This window comes from Roseovarius sp. D22-M7 (genome assembly GCF_037083785.1).
Taxonomy (GTDB): Bacteria; Pseudomonadota; Alphaproteobacteria; order Rhodobacterales; family Rhodobacteraceae; genus Roseovarius.
Genome location: NZ_JBAPKY010000029.1, coordinates 1 through 20,187, shown reverse-complemented (window position 1 = coordinate 20,187; position 20,187 = coordinate 1). Strand labels below are relative to the sequence as shown.

Genomic DNA, 20,187 nt, shown 5'->3' with positions numbered 1-20,187 from the left:
CGCGTTGACCAGGCCGTCGCCCGCCGTCTGCGCCCCGGCGACGACCGGCAGGACAAGCACCGCCGTCCCCAGCATCGCCGCGCCGGTCTTCTGCATGCGCGCGATCCATTTGCCGACATGCGCGCGGCGCTCCGCCTCGCTGGCGACGGTGGCCCGTGCCGTCGTCTCCTCGACGCTGGCGGTTTGATTTCTGTCATCGTTGCGGGGGTGGCGTGTCATGTGAATCCCTCGGATCTGGTTTGCCGTCATTCCGGCATCGCGACGCGTCATGATTGCACCAAGGGTGCGATCTGGACCGATGGATTCAGATGTACGGGGTCTTCTTTAAGAACGCGTAAAAAATCCGGGGCGCAGCCTTTCTGACGGCGAAACGATCCGGATATTCGCGCCGTCTGGCAGCGTCCCGACGCGATCGGGACCGCGGCCCCGATGCGCGTCCGCTCAGGCCCACGGACCCGGCCGCGCGGACCGGCCGGCCATCTCGCGCAGCGCGCGGATGCGGTTCTCGGCGGCGGGGTGGGTGGAAAACAGCCGATCGCGCTTGTGCGCGTGCAACGGATTGACGATGAACATGTGCGCCGTCGCCGGGTTGCGCTCTGCGGTGTCGTTGTCGATCCGCGCCGCCATCCCCGAGATCTTCTCCAGCGCCGAGGCCAGCCACAAGGGGTTGCCGCAGATCTCGGCCCCGGCACGGTCGGCGGCGTATTCCCGCCCCCGGCTGATCGCCATCTGCACCAGCGCCGCCCCCAGCGGCGCAAGGATCATCAGCGCCAGCGTGCCGATCAGCCCGAGCGGATTGTTGCGGTTGCCGCCGAAGAACAGCGCGAAATTGGCGAGCATGGAAATCGCCCCGGCGAAGGTCGCGGTGATCGTCATGATCGTCGTGTCGTGGTTGCGGATATGCGCCAGCTCATGCGCCATAACGGCGGCGATTTCCTCGCGGCTCAGGCTTTGCAGCAGGCCGCTGGTGGCGGCAACGGCCGCATTCTGCGGGTTGCGCCCGGTGGCAAAGGCATTGGGCTGGGCGTTGTCGATCACGTAGACCTTCGGGCGCGGCATGCCCGCGCGATCGGCCATGTCATGCACCATCCGGCGCAGATCGTCGCCCATCCGCCCCGAGGCCGGCTGCGCGCCATGCATCCGCAGCACCATCTTGTCGGAATTCCACCAGGTGAACGCGTTCATCGCCACCGCGATCACCAGTGCGATCACCATGCCGCCGATGCCGGCCAGCAGCGCGCCGATCCCCAGGAACAGCGCCGTCATCGCGGCCATCAGTATCGCGGTGCGCAGATATCCCATCCTCGTCCTCACATGTGCCTGTCAACGCTGTCATGCGTGATATGGGGTGGCGCGCGCAGCCCGCAAGCCGCTTGCTCTGGCCAATCGCGGGCGCCTGAGGCAGAGTGCGCGGCACGGAACCCCGGAGGCCGGAGCGCAGCATGTCGAACCATCCCGTCCGCATCGTCATCAACGGCTTCGGCCGGATCGGCCGCACGCTCCTGAGGATCCTGATGCGCGACAGCGCCGGGATAGAGCTTGTCGCGATCAACGAGATCGAATCTCTGGCGACCTGCGCCTACCTCTTCCAGTATGACAGCGTGTTCGGGCCCTGGCCGGGCGATGTGACCGTCGATGAAGGCGTGCTGACCGTCGACGAGCGCGCCATCCCGTTTCACGCCGCCGAGGATCTCAGCACCCTCGACCTCGGGGATGTCGATGTCGTGCTCGATTGCACCGGCATGGCCGGCACCCGCGCGATCGCCGAGCGCGGGCTGGCGGCCGGGGCGCGCGCGGTGCTCGTGTCGGGGCCCTCGGACGAGGCGGACACCACGCTGGTGATCGGCGCCAATGACGGCGATCTCGCCGGTCAGCGGATCATTTCGAACGCCTCCTGCACCACCAATGCCCTCGCGCCGCTGGCGCGGCTGCTCGACGACGCCTTCGGCATCGTCAGCGGCCAGATGACCACGGTGCACTGCTATACCGGCAGCCAGCCGACGGTCGACAAGCCGCGCAAGGCGCTCGAACGCAGCCGCGCGGCGGCGCTTTCCATGGTGCCCACCACGACCAGCGCGCAACACCAGACCGGGCTCGTGCTGCCGGCCCTGAAGGACCGGATCGAGGCGCGCGCGATCCGGGTGCCGACGGCCAGCGTCTCTTGCATCGACCTGACGGTGCAGACGCGAGAACCGGTCAGCGTGGCCTCGGTGAACGAGATGCTGCAATCTGCGGCGCGCAGGCATCACTGGCTGGGCTGGACAGACGACCCGGTGGTCTCGTCCGACCTGCGCGGCCGCCCCGAAAGCCTGATCGTCAGCGGGCCGCAAAGCTCGGTCTCGTCGGGCGGGTTGCTGCGGGTGTTCGGCTGGTACGACAACGAATGGGGCTTTTCCTGCCGGATGCTCGACATGGCGCGGCGGATCGGCCGTCGGGGCTGACCCCGACCCGCGCGGCCCTTACGCCCCGCGGGGCAGGCTCGGTTCGGCGCCGCAGATCGGCGTGCCGGTGCGCGACACGCGCGGCACCCATGTCACAGCGCCCGACCGTCCGGCGCGGATGAACACGCAGCCGTTGCTGTCCACGTATTGCCGCCCCGCGTACCCGGCGGGTGGAAACTCGGCCGGGATGCGCGCGCCCTGCGCCGGCATATCCGGCGTCGGTCCGCATCCCGAAATCGACAGGGCCATTGCGCCGCTCAGCAACCAGACCGCTCTTGCCACCATGCCATCCCCCTCGCATGTCCATGCGCGGATCCTGACGCGCGGTTTCGCCTCTGTAAACGCGTCAGCGGCTACGCACGCGCTTCTCGTACTCCGCCCGGCAATCCGCCTGCGCCTCGCGGATCACGGCCATGCGCAGGCGGCGGTCCTCGTCGAGATGGCGCATCATGCGCCACTCGGCATAGACCTCGCGCTCATGCGCGACGCGCCACAGGCTGCGCGCCTCGAGCGTGGTGACGATCCCCGCCAGCGGCCGCCCGTGCCGCGTGACGATCACCTGCTGGCCACCGAGGCGCACCTCCTCGAGATAGCCGCGCAGATGAGCGCACAATTCCGCGATGCTGATCTCGGGGATCGGCGGGCTGGTTGCGGGCGTGGTAAAGTCGGACATGTGCGGGCCTTCTTCTCGGACAGGGGAGACATCGCACGCAATGGTTTCCAAATCCTTGCAGGCTCCGCACGCCAATGGCCGCGTTTGTGAAAAACCGCGGCCGTTTCTGTACAGGTCAGGCCGTCAGCCCCTCGGGCTCGGGCAGCCCGTTGGCGCGACAACAGGCGGTCACCGTGTTGGCCAGCAGACAGGCGATGGTCATCGGTCCCACGCCGCCCGGAACCGGGGTCACGGCGCCCGCAACCTCTTGAACCGACTGGAAATCGACATCGCCGATCAGCCTGGTCTTGCCGTCGCGCTCCATCCGGTTGATGCCCACGTCGATCACCGTCGCCCCCGGCTTGATCCAGTCGCCGGGCACCATTTCGGGCCGCCCGACCGCGGCAACCACAATATCTGCCCGCTTGACCACCTCAGCGAGGTCCCTGGTGCGGCTGTGCGCGATGGTCACCGTGCAGCTTTCGCCCAGCAAAAGCTGCGCCATCGGCTTGCCGACGATGTTCGAGCGTCCCAGCACCACGGCGTCCAGGCCACTCAGATTGCCCAGCGTGTCGCGCAGCATCATCAGGCAGCCAAGCGGCGTGCAGGGGACCATGCTCTTCTGCCCCGTCGCCAGCAATCCGACATTCGAGATATGGAACCCGTCGACATCCTTCGCAGGGTCTATCGCGTTGATGACACTCGCGGAATCCATGTGATCGGGCAACGGCATCTGGACCAGGATCCCGTGCACCGCGGGGTCGGCGTTGAGTTGATCGATCAACGCTAGCAGCGTCGATTCCTCGGTGTCGCGATCAAGCCGGTGCTCGTAGGAATTCATCCCCACCTCGACCGTCTGCTTGTTCTTGGAGCGCACGTAGACCTGGCTTGCCGGGTCCTCGCCGACCAGCACCACGGCAAGGCCGGGCGTGACTCCGTGCCCGGTCTTGAGCCGATCAACATGTTGTGTGACCTGCCCGCGGATCCGCGTCGCGAACGCCTTGCCGTCGATTATCTCTGCTGTCATGGCTTTGCCCCTGTTTTCCAACGATTTGAACCGAAACTCTGGTGACTGTTCTCGGGGCAAATGCCGACCCCTTCAACCGGTTAATTAGAGCCAAGGCCCCGATCGCGCCCTGCAAAAGGCCCTCGATCCGCCCGTCCTTGTTTATTCTGATGGTCGCGGAGTTCTGTTTCAACGGCAGGCCGGGCATGATCATGATTGCAAGGCGGCAAGAGATCGCTCGAAATGCCAGGTTCTTCGCGGGCCTCTGGGATAAAATCATTTACGGCCGCGCTCGCGATCTCGATATCGCATTCGGAACTCATCATAGGACCGTTTTGTATCCCCATGGCAGAGGTTTGCGGCTTTGATTGGCGCATATCGCGCCGACGGAATCAGCGACCCCGCGCGTATACGCGCGGCAATTCGCGCCAGGCCGGCTGGTCTGGGATGTGCAGGCGCAGCATGTCACCGACGCGCAGCACGCCCTCGCGCTCGACCCAGGCGGTCACGCCGCGGCGCCCATGCGCGGCGTGCTTGAAGCGCCGGCCGAACCCCGCCGCGTGATCGTCGATCACCTTGGCCGGCAAGTGGCAGGGGCGGTTTTCCATGTCCACGACCAGCGTCACACCGTCGGGCCCCTGCAGGCGCGCGGCGGGCGGGACATGCGTGAAATCGGGGATTCCCTCGATCACCAGCGACGCCCCGACCCAGGCCGGATCAATCCGGGCGACGCCCATGGTGGTCGCAATCTCGGCAAGTTCCTCGACCGAGAGGATCGAGAATTGCCGCACGTTGCGGATCTCCGTGCCCTTGGGGTATTGCGCGACGACGCGGCTGCAAGAGGGGCGCGTCAGCCCGCCATGTGCCTCGCCGGCGATCCCGGCATAGCTGACCGCGACCTCCTGCAAGGTCTCTGACGCGAGGCTCTTTTCGCGATCCGTCACGCGCCCGATCCACGTGATCTTTCCCTCATATGCCGTCGGTATCAATGCCGGCATGGTCCCCTCGTCAGTTTCATCTTGCCTCAAACACTCGCCCGGAAGGGCCACGACACGCACGTTCAGACCGTCAGGGTAAAGAACATCCGGCGAAACGGGAATAGCACCGTCCCGTCGGCGCGCACCGGATAGGCCGAATGCATGACCTCTTCGTACCGGCGGAGGATGTCCGCCTTCTCGTCGGGATCGAGCGCGGCGAGAACCGGGCGCGCATAGGTGCTCTCGGTATAGCGGCGCACGGGGTGGCTGCCCGGCTCGGCGGTGAGACGCTGGTAATAATCCGTCTCCCACAGGCGCAACTGGCCGATCGGGGCCAGAAGATCCTCGTACCGGACAGGGGCCATCACGCCGGGGGTGCCCATCCTGTCAACACGCCCGGGAAATCGCTCCTCGGCCAGCGTCAACCAGACGCGGTGCGAGGGCGCCTTGTTCTGATGCGGCATCTGCACGGCCAGCGTGCCGCCCTTGCTGAGCATGCGGGCAAGCCGCGGCATGACAGCCTCGTGATTGCCGACCCAGTGCAGCGCGCCGTTGGAATAGATGAGACCGGGCGTGTCGCGCGGTTGCCAGTCGACGATATCGGCCTGTTGCAGGCCGTCATACCCGCCGTCGGAACGTGCTTTTGCAAGCATGGCCGGGCTCGAATCGACCCCGACGACACGGCGCCCGGCGCCGCGCTGGCGAAGCGCCTCGGCCATCGCGCCGGTACCGCAGCCAAGGTCGACCACGTCGCCCGCGCCCATCTGTCCGACGCCATTCAGCAGATCCAGTGCGGGGCGCAAACGGTGATCCCGGAACCTTGCGTAGGCTCCGGGATTCCAATCCGTCATCGTGTGGGACGTCGTCACGTCGACGGCTCGGGCTCCAGCCCTCCGTCGCTCGATCCTGAGGACGGCTTGGGCTTGGTCTTGGGGATCGCCGTGACCGACGGTTTGGATTTCTCGCCCGCGCTGTCGCTGTCGTCGTCAGGCTTGTCGGGCGGATCGCCGCGGATCACCCGCTGGATCTCTTCACCGGTCAACGTCTCGTATTCGAGCAGACCCTCGGCCAGCCGTTCCCACTCGCCGCGGTTTTCGGTGAGGATCTTCAAGGCGTTCTGATACGCGTCGTCGATCATGCGTTTCACCTCGGCCTCGATCAGCTCCTTGGTATGCGCAGAGATCGAGAACCCGCCGGCGGCGTTGCCCATGTAGCCTTCATGCGCCTGCTCGTAATCGACATTGCCGACCTTGTCGGACATGCCCCACCGCATGACCATGGCGCGCGCCAGCCCGCTGGCCTGCTGGATGTCGCCAGCCGGACCGTTGGACACGTTATCCTCGCCATATCTCATGATCTCGGCCGCCTTGCCGGCCATCGTCATGGTCAGCTTTTGCTGACATTCCGCGCGGTGCCAATTCAGCCGGTCAATCTCGGGCAGGCTGACCACCATGCCGAGCGCCCCGCCGCGGGGAATGATCGTCGCCTTGTAGACGGGATCGCATTTCGGCAGGTGCAGACCGACGATGGCGTGGCCGGCCTCGTGATAGGCGGTCTTTTCCTTCTGCTCATCGGTCAGAACCATGCTGCGGCGCTCGGACCCCATCATGACCTTGTCCTTGGCATTCTCGAAATCCATGAGCGTCAGGAACCGGCGGCCAACACGCGCCGCCATCAGGGCCGCCTCGTTGACGAGGTTGGCCAGATCGGCCCCGGAGAACCCAGGCGTGCCGCGCGCGATCAGTCGCAGATCAACGTCGGGGCCAAGCGGGGTCTTGCGCGCATGCACGCCGAGTATCTTTTCGCGCCCCTTGATGTCGGGATTCGGAACGGTGATCTGCCGGTCGAAGCGCCCAGGCCGCAGCAACGCGGGGTCAAGCACGTCCTTACGGTTCGTGGCGGCAACGATGATCACGCCCTCATTGGATTCGAAACCGTCCATCTCGACCAGAAGCTGGTTGAGTGTCTGTTCCCGCTCGTCGTTGCCACCGCCATAGCCGGCGCCACGCGACCGGCCGACCGCGTCGATCTCGTCTATGAAGACGATGCAGGGCGCATTCTTCTTGGCCTGCTCGAACATGTCACGCACACGGCTCGCGCCGACACCGACGAACATCTCGACGAAGTCCGAGCCGGAAATGGTGAAGAACGGCACGCCGGCCTCGCCGGCAATCGCGCGCGCCAGCAACGTCTTGCCGGTCCCCGGAGGTCCGACGAGCAGCGCGCCCTTGGGGATCTGTCCGCCGAGGCGGCTGAACTTCTGCGGGTTTCGCAGGAACTCGACGATCTCCTCAAGCTCCTCCTTGGCCTCGTCGATACCTGCGACCTCGTCAAAGGTCACACGCCCGGATTTCTCGGTCAGCATCTTGGCCTTGGACTTGCCAAAGCCCATGGCACCGCCTTTGCCACCGCCCTGCATGCGGTTCATGAAGTAGATCCAGACCCCGATCAACAGCAGGAACGGCAAAAGCGACACGAGGAATGTCTGAAAGCCGGATTGCTCTTGGCTTTCTGCATTCACCGGCACGCCCTGATCGATCAGTTTCTGCGTGACCTGCGCATCCGACGGCTTGATCGTCGTGTATTCGGTTCCGTCCGTTCCGGTGTAGCGTACCGTTTCCCCGTCGAGGGTCACGCGGCTGACCGACCCGTCCTCGACCGCTGCCACGAACTCGGAATACGGCACCGAGCGGCTTTGCAGCGTGTTGCCCGACCCGCTGAACAGATTGAACAGCGCGAGGATCAACAGGAACAGCACGAGCCAGAAGGCGATGTTTCTTGCGTTGCCCAACAGTTTTCTCCCAAAATTCTCTACCCCGGGCAATGAGCGCGGGGATGCATATCAAAACATAGCCATCACCGGGCGATCTTCAACGTAATTGTGACGTGTCGAAGAAGAACCGTTCGTCGCGGACCAGCGAAATCGCATGACCATTGTTCCAGCCGACAAGCGGCGCGGCGACCAGTCGCCCCGCGTGCCAAAGCGCCGGGCTGGCCAGCGCCGAGGCATGCGGCAGCCCGCTTTCGCGCCAATCGGGGCAGCATTTCAACCCGTCGGGACCCAGTGCGGCGATCTCGGCACCTACAGGCGCGGGGCCCTCGATCCGCCAGCGGCCATCCCAGACCTCGCCTGCCGAAGCGCGCAGATCCCTGACGGCGGCGTATTCCCGTCCGATGCGCGTTGTTGTCGCGCCTGCGTGCAACAGACAGCCCTGCAGCGTCATAGCCTCGCCCGCGCGCGCGGCCCCGAGGAACTGCGTCATGGCCGCCCCGCGCGGCGGGTAGTCGGCCCCGGCGATCCAGCGCAGGCACGCCTGCAGAACCCGCCGCGCCACCTCGTCGGGCAGCGCGGCGAGGCGGGCGCGTGCCAGCAAGATATCGCCGGCCTCGAACCGCACGATATCATCGGCGGCCGCGCGCGCGACAGTATCCAGTGCCGTGCGCGCCTCGGCCAGCCGCCGCGCTGTCTGCGCGAGCATCGGCGTGTCGAGCCCCGCCGCCGCAAGCGCGCCAAGGCCGTCGCGGACCCGCGCGCGCTCATACGTCATGTCGCGATTGGTCGGATCCTCGACCCATCCGACGCCCTGCGCGCGCAGCACGTCGCGCAAGGCGACGCGGCTGACCTCGAGCAAGGGGCGGTGAAAGGTCACGGGGCCGTGGCGCCACCGGTCGCGCATCGCCGACAAACCATCGACCCCTGCCCCGCGCGCCAGCCGCATGATGAAGGTCTCGGCCAAATCATCCTCGGTATGGCCGAGGGTGACATCGCCGGTCCCGTGACCACTCGCCCACTCGGCAAGCAAAGCGTAGCGGGCGCGACGCGCGTGGTCGGGCAGATTGCCTGACCCGTCCCAGCCCTGCCAATCCAGCGTCTCGTGCGGGATGCCGAGGTCGGCGCAAAGCTGCGAGACGCCCGCGGCTTCGTCGGCCGCATCGCGCCGCAGGCCATGATCAACGGTGGCGGCGCGCAGTTGCGGGCCACCCGATCGGCACCAAGCGTGCAACAGGTGCAACAACGCCATCGAATCGCCACCGCCGGAGACGGCGACGCCGAGAGTGGCGGGCGGATCGGGCGCGAAATGGCGCTTGATGGTGTCCAGAGCCGTCAAGGCCGTGTCCGTCACGAACAGCCGATCCGCGCCATTTCCGACCGCGCCGACGCCACCGCATCGGCGTTCGGATACCGCTCGGCCACCTGCCCGAGGGTCACGCAAGCATCCTCGGTCTGGCCCAGTTGCCCAAGCGCACGGCCGAGCCGAAAGAGCGCCTCGGGGGCGTCGTCGGTGTTCGGCGCGGCGCTGAACGCATCGAGATAGGCGCGCGCCGCATCGGCCGTGCGGCCGGCGGCATCCAGTGCCTCGCCGCGCAGAAGGCCCGCGCGCGTGCTCAGCGGGCTACCCGGATAGGCCTCTCGGAAGGCTGCGAACTGCTCGGCCGCGGCCGCGTGATCGCCGGCCTCGAGCGCGGCCTGCGCGCGCTCGAAATCGTCGCGCTCGCCGACGGCCAGCTGCGGGCCGTCACCGCCGTCCTCGTCTGGCACGGCAACGGAAGCGCTCGGGCTTTGCGGCGGGGCCACCCCGCCAAGCGTGCTGCCCGGCTCGAAATTCGAGATGTCGCAGCCGGGCTCCAACTCGCACAGCCGGAACTCCAGATCGCCGAGGCGGTTGGTGCCGTCACTGACCACGCGCTCGATGCGGAACTCAAGCTCTTCGGTCTTGCCCGTCAGGCGCTGGACCTCGCTTTCGATCGCGTTCACGCGGTCGAGGATCGACCCGTCGCCCGAGGGCGCGCTGACGCCGCCGGTGGTGTTCAGTTCGCGCCGCAGTTTCTTGAGTTCGACCGACAGCACGGAAAGTTCCTGGCGAATGTCCGCCAGCGTCTGGTTGTCCTGCGCCACCGCCCCACCCGGGGCGAGGGCGACAAGGAGGGCAATCGAGGCGAGAAGATAGCGCATGGGTCCTCCCCGGATGTCAGCTACCGGCACGCGGGGTCAGCACGGTCACGGCACGGCGGTTCTGCCGGTAACAGCTTTCTTCGCTGCAGATCTCCAGCGGGCGTTCCTTGCCATAGCTGACCACCTCGATCCGGTTGCCGGCGACACCGCGGCTGACGAGGTATTCCTGCGCCGCGTTCGCCCGCCGCGCGCCAAGCGCGAGGTTGTATTCGCGCGTCCCCTGCTCGTCGGCGTGACCTTCAATGATGGCGTCGTATTCGGGATTCGAGATCAGCCATTGCGCCTGCCGGTCCAGCGTGGCCTGCGCCTCGTTGCTCAGCGTCGACTGATCGACGGCAAAGAGGACACGATCGCCGATGGCTTGCTGGAAATACGCCCCGGACGTCGGATCCTGCGCCGATCCGGACATCCCCGCACCGCCGGCACCGCCATTGCCCGCGCCGAGGCCCGCCTGACCCTCGAACCTGTCGGGATTGCTGCACGCGGCGAGCGCCAGCCCCGCGCAAAGGATCACTGTCTTGCTCGTAAAGCCCATTTTTCCTGCCCAGTTCATTGTGATGGATGCCTGCCTCGGTCTTCTACCACAGCCCGCGCGCCGAGGAAACGCGCGCACCGCCGCCTTCACCTCTGCAACGGTCCCCAGGAGGGATCGCTTGCGCCGCCGCGCGTCTCGACCTGCTTGAGATTGCGCCCCGAGATATCCACCGAGTAAAGCCGCGCCTCGCCTTGCGCGCCGCGGGTCTCGCGGGTGAACATGATCACCCGCCCGTTCGGCGCCCAGGTCGGCGACTCGTCGAGGAATGACGCGGTCAGCAATCGTTCCTCGCTGCCATCGGTGCGCATCACGCCGATATGGAAGCGTCCCCCCGACTGCTTAGTGAAGGCGATAAGATCGCCGCGCGGCGACCAGACGGGCGTGCCGTAACGCCCCTGCCCGAAACTGATCCGCCGCGCCTCGCCCCCGCCGGCGGACATGATGTATAGCTGCGGGGCGCCCGAGCGGTCGCTCTCGAACACGATCTGCCGGCCATCGGGGCTGTAGCTGGGGGCCGTCTCGATCGACGGCGCCGAGGTCAGCCGCGCGCTTTGCCCGCCCGAGACATCCATGCGGTAAAGATCGGTATTGCCGCCCTGGCTCAGCGAATAGACGATGGTGCGCCCGTCGGGCGCGAATCGCGGCGCGAAGCTCATGTTGCCGTCGAGGGTCGGCAGCGCCCGTCGCCCCACGCTGGCCACGTCAAGCACGTAGATCCGCGGGAAACCGCTTTCGTAGCTTGTGTAAAGCACCCGGTCGCCGGTGGGCGAGAAGCGCGGCGCGAGGACGAGGCTGGAACTGTCGGTGAGGTACTGGACGTTGGCGCCGTCGTAATCCATGATCGCCAGCCGCTTGGCGCGCTGATCCTTGGGGCCGCTTTCGGCGACGTATACGACGCGGCTGTCGAAATAGCCGCCCTCGCCGGTGATGCGTGAATAGACCTGGTCGGCCACCTTGTGCGCGATCCGGCGCCAACCCGCGCGGGTGCCCACGAATTGCAGCCCGTCACCAAGTTCCCGTCCCGCAAAGACGTCATGGATGCGGAACTGCACCACCAGCCGATCCGACCCGTCGAGCCGCACCGACCCGGTGATCAGCACCTGCGCGTTGATCGCGCGCCAGTCGGCGTATTGCACGGGGCTTTGAAAGCTGGTGATGCGGCTGACATGGGCGTCGCGCGGGATCTCGCGGAACAGCCCGGTGCCGCTGAGATCCGCCGCGATCACGCCGGTGATGTCGCGGCTGACCTCCTGCGCGGCCGCGCTGTCGGCGACGAAGTCCGGCGCGGCAAAGGGCATCGGCTCGATCACCCCCTCGGTGATCTCGATACGCAGCGGGCCGCTGTTTTGCGCAAGCGCGGGCAGCGCCCCAAGCGTCAGCGCCGCGAGAAGGCCGATCAAGTACCGCATCATCTGATCCTCATGCTTTCGGGATTGAATGTCATCTCTATGTCGCGCCACTGGTCGTATTTCTCGGCCGGCAGATCGAAGCCGTCATTGCCGCAGCGGATGATCGCGCGGCGCGCGGCGTCAAAGGCCTGTTTCGCCGCAGCGTCGCCACCGCCCGTCGACCCGACCATGCGGATCGACCCGATCTCGGGCCGACCGCTCTGGTCCATGCTCACGGCGACCACGACCGTGGTGCGCAGCGCCTCGGTGCTCAGGCTGCCCACGTTCCAGCAGCGCTGTACGGCGACACGCAGCGCGTCGCGTTCTCCGCCGGTCAGCGGGGGTCCGCTCGGGCGCTCGGAGCTATCCTGCCCCTCGCCAAGGATCGCTGCGAGCGTGTCTTCGATTGCGCCCCGGTCGGAAGTCGGAGGCTCGGGCTCGGGTTGCTGCGCGGCCCGCGGCTCTGGCGGTGGTTCCGGGTCAGCCCGCGCCACGGTCTCGGACATTTCGGGCCGCGCCCGCGGACGCAACGAGGCGGGTGGTGCGGCGCGCGCGGGCTCTTCGGCCTCGGTCACGATTTCCGGCGCGGCCTCTTCCGGGGCCGTGGCCTCGGACGGCTCTTGCGGGGAGTCGGCGCCTTCATCGGGCATCACCTCGGGCTGCGTCACGTCATCGATGCGCGCGTCGGGCTCCGGCGCGGGTGCCGGCTCGGGCGCGACACGCGGCGCCGAGCGCGGTTGCGGACGCTGCGAGACCTCGGGGACCAATGCCGCCAAATCGTCTTGCGGTGTCTGCATCACCGGCGGCGTATCCGCGACCTCGGCCTGCGCCGGCGGGGTGGCCTGCGGCACATCCGGTGCGGCATCCGCGGGGGCGGCGGCGCTCGCATCCGGGGTATCGGCCGCAGGGGGCGTGTCGGCCCCGGAAGTCACCTGCGGCGCGGCCTCGCCCTGCGCTGGCGGCTCCGGCGTGTCGACATTCGCCACGGCCTCGGGAGAGGCGGCGCGGTCCATGATCGCAGCGAAGTCCTCTTCCGAGACGGTGGTCGCTTGCATCACCTCGAAGGGCGGAGGCGCGGACTGGAAACTGCCGCCGATCAGGGCCCAGCCGATCAGGGCCAGATGACCCGCCCCCGATATGATCTGCCCGGTATTCACGCGTCGCCCCTAGCCGCCCTGCCCGTCAAGATCCGGGCCGCCGGCCTCCGTCACCAGCCCGATATTGCCGAAGCCCCCGCGATTGAGCGCGCCCATGACCTGCATCACGTCGGAATAGGGCACCGCCCCGTCCGCGCGCAGGAAGACGCGCGGGCTTTCGCGCTCGGCCGCGATGGCCCGAAGGCGCGCGATCAGGGTGTCGCGCGGCACCTCGGTGGTCTGGATCATCACCACGCCTTGGGCCGTAATCGTGACGGTCAGTGGTTCCTCGTCCTGGCCCGGCAGCGAATTGGCGGCGGACCGCGGTAGCTCCACGGGCACGCCCACGACCATCAGCGGCGCCGCGACCATGAAGATTATCAGCAGCACCAGCATCACGTCCACGAAGGGGGTGACGTTGATCTCGGACATCGGGCGCGCGCACCGCCGCCTGCGTCCGCGCCGCCCCGCGCCGCCCGAGTTCCCTGCGACCTGTGCGCCCATGGTCTAGCTGTCCAACTGGCGGCTGAGGATGGTCGAGAACTCGTCGGCGAAGGCCTCGTACCCCGCGGCGATCTTGTCGCTGTCCGCGCTCAGCTTGTTGTAGAAGATCACCGCCGGGATCGCGGCGAGAAGCCCCAGACCCGTCGCCAGAAGCGCCTCGGCGATGCCGGGGGCGACGACGGCGAGATTGGTGTTCTGCTGCTCGGCGATGTTGATGAAGGCATGCATGATGCCCCAGACGGTGCCGAAAAGGCCGATGAACGGCGAGGTCGACCCGACCGTCGCCAGCACCTGCAACCCGTTCTGCAGGCTGTGGGACTCGCGCGCGATGGCCACGTCCATGCTGCGGTCGATGCGCGAGGTGGCGCCGGGGATGAGCGCGCCATCACTGCGGTGACTGCGCCGCCATTCCAGCATTCCGGCCGCGAAGACGCGTTCGGACCGGCCCTCGGGCTCTGGCCCGATCTCTTCGAAGAGACCATCTAGAGGTTCGCCCGACCAGAACCGCTGATCGAACACGTCCGCTTCGCGGCGCGCGGTGCGGAACGAAAGGTGTTTCTGGATGATGATCGCCCAGGCCCAGAAAGACGCCACGATCAGGACGAGGATCACCAGTTTCACCACGAAGGTGGATTGCGCGAAAAGCGCCCACATGGAGAAATCAATCTTCTGTGCCATTGCCAGGGTTTCTGCTTCCATCTGCCTGCTCTTTTTATGCCTGGCCGGTTCGCCGACCTTATTACGTTGACAATATCCCATTTCCATGCCGAACGCCAACAGATCCGCGGCGTGACGCCAGATGGCGTTGGCAGGTCAGTGAAGCCGCAGGCGGATGTTCGCCGGAAGCCGCGCCGGCTGCCCGGCCTCTGTCAGGCACACCACCGTGACCGTCGCCTGAAAGAGTTTTTCCACGGCGCGCGATACCGTCTGTTCCAGCACAAGGCGCGCGCCGGTGACCTGCAGCGTGCGGGTCTCGACGGCGAGCGTGTCGTCGAAACGCGCCGGGCCCAGGTAATCCGCCTCGATGCGCCGCACGGCAAAGATCAAACCGTCGCGGCTGCGCATCGCGTTCTGGTCGAGGCCAAGATCGCGCACCCACGCGCTGCGGGCACGCTCGATGAACTTGAGATAATTGGCGTGATAGACGATCCCGCCCATGTCGGTATCCTCGTAATATACGCGGATCTCGAATTGATGGGTCATGCGCCGGGCCTTGCTGTCGCTTCGCGGATGTCGTTACGACGTCCGCGGCGCATGGACAAGCGCTATCATCCGGCTGTAATATGCACCCATCCGCGATGGACCGCGCGCCCCATGCCAACGCTTTGCCGTGACTGCCTGACACAATTCGACGCAGGGACCCGCTGTCCCGCCTGTAGCGGGCCGCGCCTCGTGGCGCATCCGGAACTTTGGGACCTGTCGATCGCGCACATGGATTGCGACGCCTTCTATGCCAGCGTCGAGAAGCGCGACAATCCCGATCTGGCCGACAAGCCGGTGATCATCGGCGGCGGGCGGCGCGGCGTGGTGTCGACCGCGTGCTACATCGCGCGCATCCGCGGCGTGCGCTCGGCGATGCCGATGTTCCAGGCGCTGAAGCTGTGCCCCGAGGCCGTGGTCGTGCCGCCGCGCATGGCGGTCTATGCCGAGGCCTCGCGCGCCATTCGCGACATGATGCGCGACCTAACCCCGGCGATCGAGCCGCTGTCGCTCGACGAGGCGTTTCTCGATCTTTCGGGCACCGCAAAGCTGCACGGCGCGCCGCCGGCGGTGATGCTGGCCCGTCTGGTGCGGCGCATGCGTGACGAACTGGGGCTCACCGGCTCCATCGGGCTGAGCCACAACAAGTTTCTGGCCAAGATCGCCTCTGACCTCGACAAGCCGCACGGATTCGCCGTGATCGGCGCCGCCGAGACCGCAGGCTTCCTGCACGACAGGCCCGTCAGCCTGATCTGGGGCGTGGGGCAGTCAACGCTGCGCGCGCTCAACGCCGCCGGTATCCACACCTTCGCCGATCTGCGGAGATGGGAGCGGCGCGATCTGTGCGCACGCTTCGGCGGCATGGGCGACCGGCTGTGGCATCTCGCGCGTGGGCAGGACCGGCGCCGCGTCTCGGCCAACGCCCCTGTCAAGTCGATCTCGAACGAGACGACATTTTCAGTAGATACCGCCGACGCCGACCTGCTCGACGGGCATATCTGGCGGCTGTCGGAAAAGGTGGCCGACCGCGCCAAGGCCAAGGCGCTGGCCGGGCGGGTGGTCACGCTGAAGCTCAAGCGCGCGGATCACACGCTGCTGACCCGCCGCCATAGCCTGCGCGACGCCACGCAGATGACCGACACGCTTTATCGCGGTGCGCGCGCGCTGCTCGACCAAGTGCCACGCGGGGCGTCCTACCGGCTGATCGGCGTGGGGGTGTCGGATCTGGTCCCCGAGGCGGGCGCCGACCGGTCTGTCGATCTTCTCGACCCGCAGGCGGCGCAACGCGCCGAGGCGGAACGCGCGACCGACCGCATCCGCGCGCGCTTCGGGGCCGCGGCGATCGTCAAGGGGCGCGCGCTGCGCTAGACCAGCGGATCATTCGGCCGCCAGCGGCATTGCCTCGGCGCGCCCGATCTCGGTGATCTCTTGCACCACCCCGCGCATCAGGTCGAGGAACCGCTCGAAATTGCGGTTCGGACGCACGAGCCGCTCGTCCATGTAAAGCGCACGGTCGATCTCGACCTGCACGGCATGCCGCCGTCGCCCGGGGCGCCCGTAGGTCTGCGTAATGTAGGCCCCGGCAAAGGGCGTGTTGCGCGTGACGACCAGCCCCGCGCGGATGAACGCCGCCTCGATGCGGTCCACCACCGCCGCATCGGCCGAGGCGCCGAACCGGTCGCCCAGCACGATCTCGGGCCGGCGAAGCCCGCGCTGCGCGACCGAATCCATCGCCTCGTGCGGCATCGAATGACAATCCACCAAGATCGCCTCGCCGAACATCATGTGGGCCTCGTCGAGGGCGGCCTGCAGCGCGGCATGATAGGGACGCCAGACGGTATCGATTCGGTTGCGCGCCTCGATCAGGCTCAGCTTGCCGGAATAGATCGCCCGCCCGTTGGCAACCACCCGCGGTATCACGCCGAGCCCCGAGGCAATGCGCGGATTGTGCGCCTGTCGCGCCACCCCCTCGATCAGCGCCGGATCGAGCTCCTCGTCGCTGCGGTTGAGATCGACATAGGCGCGCGGCGTGCCGGCGCAAATCAAAGGTGCCCCGGCTTGGGGCGCCGACGCGAAGATCTGGTCGACGAACGCATCTTCCGACGACCGCACGGATCGCTCGTCCAGCGCGATGCGGTGCAGGAAGGCATTCGAGTACGCCCGCCCGCTATGCGGTGATGCGAACACAACCGATGTGGTGCGCCGGTCCGGCAGCGTCAGGTGGTAGGCGGCTGTCGGCATGCGCTGTCCCCCTCTAACCTATATAATAGACCGAAAACTTGCATCTAAAAGCCCTTGATCCCCTCCACGACTCCTTTTATACGCGCTCCACCTGCGCATGGCACGGTCGATCTCGGAATCCGGGGTTCCGCCGGCACAAGGTATTCAGGGGCGATTAGCTCAGCGGTAGAGCACTTCGTTGACATCGAAGGGGTCACTAGTTCGAACCTAGTATCGCCCACCATGAATTCACTGTCGCGCGCGTGTCGCGGGACGCCCGAAACCCGAGGCGCTGGCCCGCGCCGCACAGATAGGAGACGACCGATGAAGGTTCGTAACTCGCTGCGTTCGCTCAAGAACCGGCACCGCGATTGTCGTGTCGTGCGCCGCAAAGGCCGCGTCTACGTGATCAACAAGACCCATCGCAAGTTCAAGGCCCGCCAAGGCTGATCACTGCGCCGGGCGTTTGTGCGCCCGAAAATTTACAAGGCGCTGCCGTATTGCGGCGGCGTCTTTCGCATTGGCGCCAAGCCTTGGGAGGATCGTCCGGAACATGGCTCAGTCGCGGCCGCCCGCGGCGCTTCCAATCGCGCGACCCGCTTGGAGCATCTCGCGCAGATTGCGGTAATAGGCGATGTTCTCTTCGATCTTCGCGTCGTCCAGATCGACGGACAGCGTTGCGCGTGCCTCGCGTTCGCGCCCGGCCAGACCGTAAAGCAGCGCAAGGTTGCCGCGCGTGCGGGCCGTCGCCTGACTGTCACGCACCAACTCCTTCAGGATCTCGATCCCGGCGCCGGGTTCACCCGACAAGCCACGCGACAGCGCCAGATTGCTGAGCAGCGCGAAATCGGTCGGGTCGATCTTCAGGCCCTTGCGATATTCCACCTGCGCCTCGGCATGGCGGCCAAGCTGATCCAACGCGATCCCGCGCGCGGTGATGACGCGCAGGTCACGCGGCGCCTCTTCCTCCGCGCGCTGCAGCGTCGTCAACGCCTCCTCGGCGCGCCCATCGGCCAACTGCGTGCGCGCCAGTTCCAGCATGATCTCCGGATCGTCTGCGCGCCGCGACAGCGCCTCGCGCAATGCCTGCTCCCCGCGCCGGGTCTGGCCTAGATTGCGGTAGCTTTGCCCCAGCCCCACCAGCGCATCGATCGAGTCGGGGTTCGCCGTGAACTCTCGCCGGTAAAGCGTCGCCGCCGTCTCGTGATCGCCCTGCGCCGCCGCACTGTCGGCCAGCCGCAACGACGACGGCGCGGAATTGGCCGAGGCGAGCCGATCGCTGTCCGCGGCACATCCGGCAAGCAGAAGCGACGCCACAACAACACCGCAAGTCTTGAAGGCCGGTCTTGCGATAGTTCCCTTGAATATCGGCACTTTCTTCAACAGTCCTGCTCTTTTCGTGAGTTTGTAGCAACTATCTCACCCACTCACAAAGAGAAACTGACACCACGCACCAATCGAGACGGGGCGCCGCCATGCCCATCCTGTCCAACGCGATGGAAATGCCGGTCGGCGGGACGAAACCAGGCGTCATCGGGCTGGGAATGCCGCACGATTTGATTTACACGTCTTCGTTGGTCGATCATGCGAACGCCGCGCGCAGCCAGGGCGCGGTCGTTCCCGAAACCCCGCAGATGGAAAGCAAAATGCAGTCAAGCAAAAGAAACATGGACGAACGCGCCCTCAGGGATCTGCTCGAAGCGGATGAAACCGAAATGAGTGTCGTGTTCTCCGATCCCTCCTTGCCCGACAACCCGATGATCTTCGTAAGCGAGGAGTTCGAGGCGCAGACCGGCTACACTCCCGAAGAGGCGACCGGCCGCAATTGCCGGTTCCTGCAGGGCCCGGAAACCAGCCAGGACGCGGTCCAGGCCATCCGACACGGCCTGCGCGCCCAGACCCGTTTCACAATCGACATCCTGAACTACCGCAAGGATGGCTCGACCTTCATGAACAGGCTGCGGATCAGGCCGATCTACGACGCCGACGGCCAACTCATGTTCTTCGCCGGCGCCCAGAACCCCGTCTGAGATCCGTCCTGCCTCACGCCTCGGGTCCGGACGCCGCTTTTCGGAAGAGACCTGACGGCACCTTTCCAAGTCCACGAATGATCGTAACAGGGCTACCAATGTGAACCGGCGGGTTGAAAGACCCCAATTTACCTGGTCACAAAAACCGGGCCATTCAAAAGGAGGGTTGTTCTCGTCGCGTTCGAAGCGAAAAGAAGAACAGACGATGCGCAAATGACTTTGTAAGGAATAACAGATTGTCGAGATCCTGCAGGAGAACGCGGCCGGGGCGAAGGCCGCGGAGTTATTTTGCAAGCATGGCATGTCGGACGCCTCGCGCCAGACGTGGAGGAGTCGGCTGAAGGATCTCGAAGTCGTGAACGCCGGGCTGGAGCGCCTACTGGTGGACGCCATGGTCGACAATACCGGGCTGAAAGGGCTGCTGGCGATAAACTCCTGACCGTTCGGCCGGAGGCCGCCATTGGTGAAGCGGATGTGGCCGGTGACGGCGCTGGCGATTTAAGCTGTCGCGCCGGACATGGCGGGCTTCAAACGAGGGCGCGATCCTGCTGCGTCGTTGGTCGACTTGAGATGTGGATGAAACTGCCAGCGACAGAGGTCATGCGTGGAGGGACATGAGCCGAAAACATGCAGGCGAGGGCCGGCAGGTAATTCGCGCATGCTGTTCATCGGGACGCGGAAATGAACAGAACAGGCATTTGATAACCCTTGCAGTCTCAATCCGAGAAGTTTAGAAGCTGCGACGGCTTGGCGAGTTGGCGGAGTGGTGACGCAGCGGATTGCAAATCCGTCCACGCCGGTTCGATTCCGGCACTCGCCTCCATTTCTTTCTAAATCATAGGGTAAGCGGCTGAGCGGTCGGGTGTGACACAAAGTGGGACACACGCCCTATGATGCTGTCATCCTATCTAATACCAGCGCGCTTAACTGATGACCTTTCTGATCCACGGGTAGAGGCAGAGGGACCGGATGCGTTCGGCGTCTTCGGCGACGCCGTTCTAGGCAGTGCAGCAGGCGTCGACGATGGCGTCGTAGTCCTCGAGAAGGCACAGGGAGAGAAACCGGTCGCGCAGGTAAAGCCAGACCCGCTCCATCGGGTTGAGCTGGGGTGAATAGGGCGGAAGCGGCACGAGCGTGACGTTCG

23 protein-coding genes and 2 tRNA genes are annotated in these 20,187 nt (G+C 66.2%); 7 read left to right on the top strand and 18 right to left on the bottom strand.

Annotation, left to right across the window (positions count from 1 at the left end):
• Positions 1-441: 441 nt before the first annotated feature.
• Positions 442-1,302, bottom strand: coding sequence for a zinc metalloprotease HtpX (gene htpX / locus V8324_RS13430; RefSeq protein WP_336420440.1), 861 nt, complete (start codon positions 1,300-1,302; stop codon positions 442-444).
• Positions 1,303-1,442: 140 nt separating this feature from the next.
• Here htpX and V8324_RS13425 point away from each other — a divergent pair, with 140 nt between their 5' ends.
• Positions 1,443-2,441, top strand: a complete 999-nt coding sequence (locus V8324_RS13425) for a type I glyceraldehyde-3-phosphate dehydrogenase (RefSeq protein WP_336420439.1) — start codon at positions 1,443-1,445, stop codon at positions 2,439-2,441.
• An 18-nt stretch (positions 2,442-2,459) separates the two neighbouring features.
• Here V8324_RS13425 and V8324_RS13420 read toward each other — a convergent pair whose 3' ends face one another.
• The 14 genes from V8324_RS13420 to ybgC form a co-directional block, all read right to left on the bottom strand.
• Entirely contained in the window at positions 2,460-2,726 is a 267-nt protein-coding gene (locus tag V8324_RS13420) for a hypothetical protein (RefSeq protein WP_336420438.1), read from the bottom strand.
• Between the two features lie 61 nt (positions 2,727-2,787).
• Entirely contained in the window at positions 2,788-3,114 is a 327-nt protein-coding gene (locus V8324_RS13415; protein WP_336420437.1) for a type II toxin-antitoxin system Phd/YefM family antitoxin, read from the bottom strand.
• A 115-nt stretch (positions 3,115-3,229) separates the two neighbouring features.
• On the bottom strand, positions 3,230-4,120 hold the full coding sequence (folD, locus tag V8324_RS13410; protein WP_336420436.1) for a bifunctional methylenetetrahydrofolate dehydrogenase/methenyltetrahydrofolate cyclohydrolase FolD: 891 nt from the start codon (positions 4,118-4,120) through the stop codon (positions 3,230-3,232).
• Positions 4,121-4,491: 371 nt separating this feature from the next.
• Positions 4,492-5,097, bottom strand: a complete 606-nt coding sequence (locus V8324_RS13405) for an MOSC domain-containing protein (protein ID WP_336420435.1) — start codon at positions 5,095-5,097, stop codon at positions 4,492-4,494.
• Between the two features lie 62 nt (positions 5,098-5,159).
• Complete coding sequence (locus tag V8324_RS13400; protein WP_442970536.1) at positions 5,160-5,879, bottom strand: methyltransferase domain-containing protein; 720 nt, start codon at positions 5,877-5,879, stop codon at positions 5,160-5,162.
• A gap of 62 nt (positions 5,880-5,941) precedes the next feature.
• Positions 5,942-7,867, bottom strand: coding sequence for an ATP-dependent zinc metalloprotease FtsH (gene ftsH, locus V8324_RS13395; protein ID WP_336420433.1), 1,926 nt, complete (start codon positions 7,865-7,867; stop codon positions 5,942-5,944).
• A gap of 79 nt (positions 7,868-7,946) precedes the next feature.
• A complete protein-coding gene (gene tilS, locus V8324_RS13390) occupies positions 7,947-9,185 on the bottom strand; it encodes a tRNA lysidine(34) synthetase TilS (RefSeq protein WP_336420432.1) in 1,239 nt (412 codons plus the stop codon).
• 11 nt (positions 9,186-9,196) lie between these two features.
• Positions 9,197-10,030, bottom strand: coding sequence for a tol-pal system protein YbgF (ybgF, locus tag V8324_RS13385; protein ID WP_336420431.1), 834 nt, complete (start codon positions 10,028-10,030; stop codon positions 9,197-9,199).
• Between the two features lie 16 nt (positions 10,031-10,046).
• Positions 10,047-10,565 carry a peptidoglycan-associated lipoprotein Pal gene (pal, locus tag V8324_RS13380; RefSeq protein ID WP_336420430.1) on the bottom strand — a complete coding sequence of 173 codons (519 nt, stop codon included), beginning with the start codon at positions 10,563-10,565 and terminating at the stop codon, positions 10,047-10,049.
• Positions 10,566-10,651: 86 nt separating this feature from the next.
• Entirely contained in the window at positions 10,652-11,977 is a 1,326-nt protein-coding gene (tolB, locus tag V8324_RS13375; RefSeq protein WP_336420429.1) for a Tol-Pal system beta propeller repeat protein TolB, read from the bottom strand.
• Complete coding sequence (locus V8324_RS13370) at positions 11,974-13,110, bottom strand: energy transducer TonB (protein ID WP_336420428.1); 1,137 nt, start codon at positions 13,108-13,110, stop codon at positions 11,974-11,976. Before V8324_RS13370 ends, tolB begins: the two co-directional genes overlap by 4 nt.
• Before the next feature lie 9 nt (positions 13,111-13,119).
• Positions 13,120-13,593: a protein TolR gene (gene tolR / locus V8324_RS13365; protein WP_336420427.1), complete on the bottom strand. Its 474-nt coding sequence runs from the start codon at positions 13,591-13,593 to the stop codon at positions 13,120-13,122.
• Positions 13,594-13,596: 3 nt separating this feature from the next.
• Positions 13,597-14,292 carry a protein TolQ gene (tolQ, locus tag V8324_RS13360; protein WP_336420426.1) on the bottom strand — a complete coding sequence of 232 codons (696 nt, stop codon included), beginning with the start codon at positions 14,290-14,292 and terminating at the stop codon, positions 13,597-13,599.
• Between the two features lie 114 nt (positions 14,293-14,406).
• Complete coding sequence (gene ybgC, locus V8324_RS13355; protein WP_336420425.1) at positions 14,407-14,796, bottom strand: tol-pal system-associated acyl-CoA thioesterase; 390 nt, start codon at positions 14,794-14,796, stop codon at positions 14,407-14,409.
• Between the two features lie 111 nt (positions 14,797-14,907).
• On the opposite strand from ybgC, the gene V8324_RS13350 reads away from it, so the two are divergent.
• The gene (locus V8324_RS13350; protein WP_336420424.1) at positions 14,908-16,161 is read left to right on the top strand and encodes a DNA polymerase IV; all 1,254 of its coding nucleotides are present in this window, start codon (positions 14,908-14,910) and stop codon (positions 16,159-16,161) included.
• 9 nt (positions 16,162-16,170) lie between these two features.
• Here V8324_RS13350 and V8324_RS13345 read toward each other — a convergent pair whose 3' ends face one another.
• Positions 16,171-17,034 (bottom strand): N-formylglutamate amidohydrolase, encoded by an 864-nt coding sequence (locus tag V8324_RS13345; protein WP_336420423.1) that lies wholly within the window; start codon positions 17,032-17,034, stop codon positions 16,171-16,173.
• Between the two features lie 148 nt (positions 17,035-17,182).
• Here V8324_RS13345 and V8324_RS13340 point away from each other — a divergent pair.
• Positions 17,183-17,257, top strand: a tRNA-Val gene (locus tag V8324_RS13340).
• A gap of 80 nt (positions 17,258-17,337) precedes the next feature.
• Positions 17,338-17,463 (top strand): type B 50S ribosomal protein L36, encoded by a 126-nt coding sequence (gene ykgO, locus V8324_RS13335; RefSeq protein WP_092695232.1) that lies wholly within the window; start codon positions 17,338-17,340, stop codon positions 17,461-17,463.
• 108 nt (positions 17,464-17,571) lie between these two features.
• Here ykgO and V8324_RS13330 read toward each other — a convergent pair whose 3' ends face one another.
• Positions 17,572-18,330 carry a tetratricopeptide repeat protein gene (locus V8324_RS13330; RefSeq protein WP_336420422.1) on the bottom strand — a complete coding sequence of 253 codons (759 nt, stop codon included), beginning with the start codon at positions 18,328-18,330 and terminating at the stop codon, positions 17,572-17,574.
• Between the two features lie 158 nt (positions 18,331-18,488).
• Between V8324_RS13330 and V8324_RS13325 the strand changes: the two genes are divergently transcribed.
• The 3 genes from V8324_RS13325 (at position 18,489) to V8324_RS13315 (ending at position 19,866) form a co-directional block, all read left to right on the top strand.
• Complete coding sequence (locus V8324_RS13325; protein ID WP_336420421.1) at positions 18,489-19,043, top strand: PAS domain-containing protein; 555 nt, start codon at positions 18,489-18,491, stop codon at positions 19,041-19,043.
• Positions 19,044-19,344: 301 nt separating this feature from the next.
• A complete protein-coding gene (locus V8324_RS13320) occupies positions 19,345-19,482 on the top strand; it encodes a hypothetical protein (protein ID WP_336420420.1) in 138 nt (45 codons plus the stop codon).
• Between the two features lie 310 nt (positions 19,483-19,792).
• A tRNA-Cys gene (locus V8324_RS13315) sits at positions 19,793-19,866 on the top strand.
• A gap of 175 nt (positions 19,867-20,041) precedes the next feature.
• Here V8324_RS13315 and V8324_RS22425 read toward each other — a convergent pair.
• Positions 20,042-20,173 (bottom strand): transposase, encoded by a 132-nt coding sequence (locus tag V8324_RS22425; RefSeq protein ID WP_442970538.1) that lies wholly within the window; start codon positions 20,171-20,173, stop codon positions 20,042-20,044.
• Positions 20,174-20,187 lie beyond the last annotated feature (14 nt).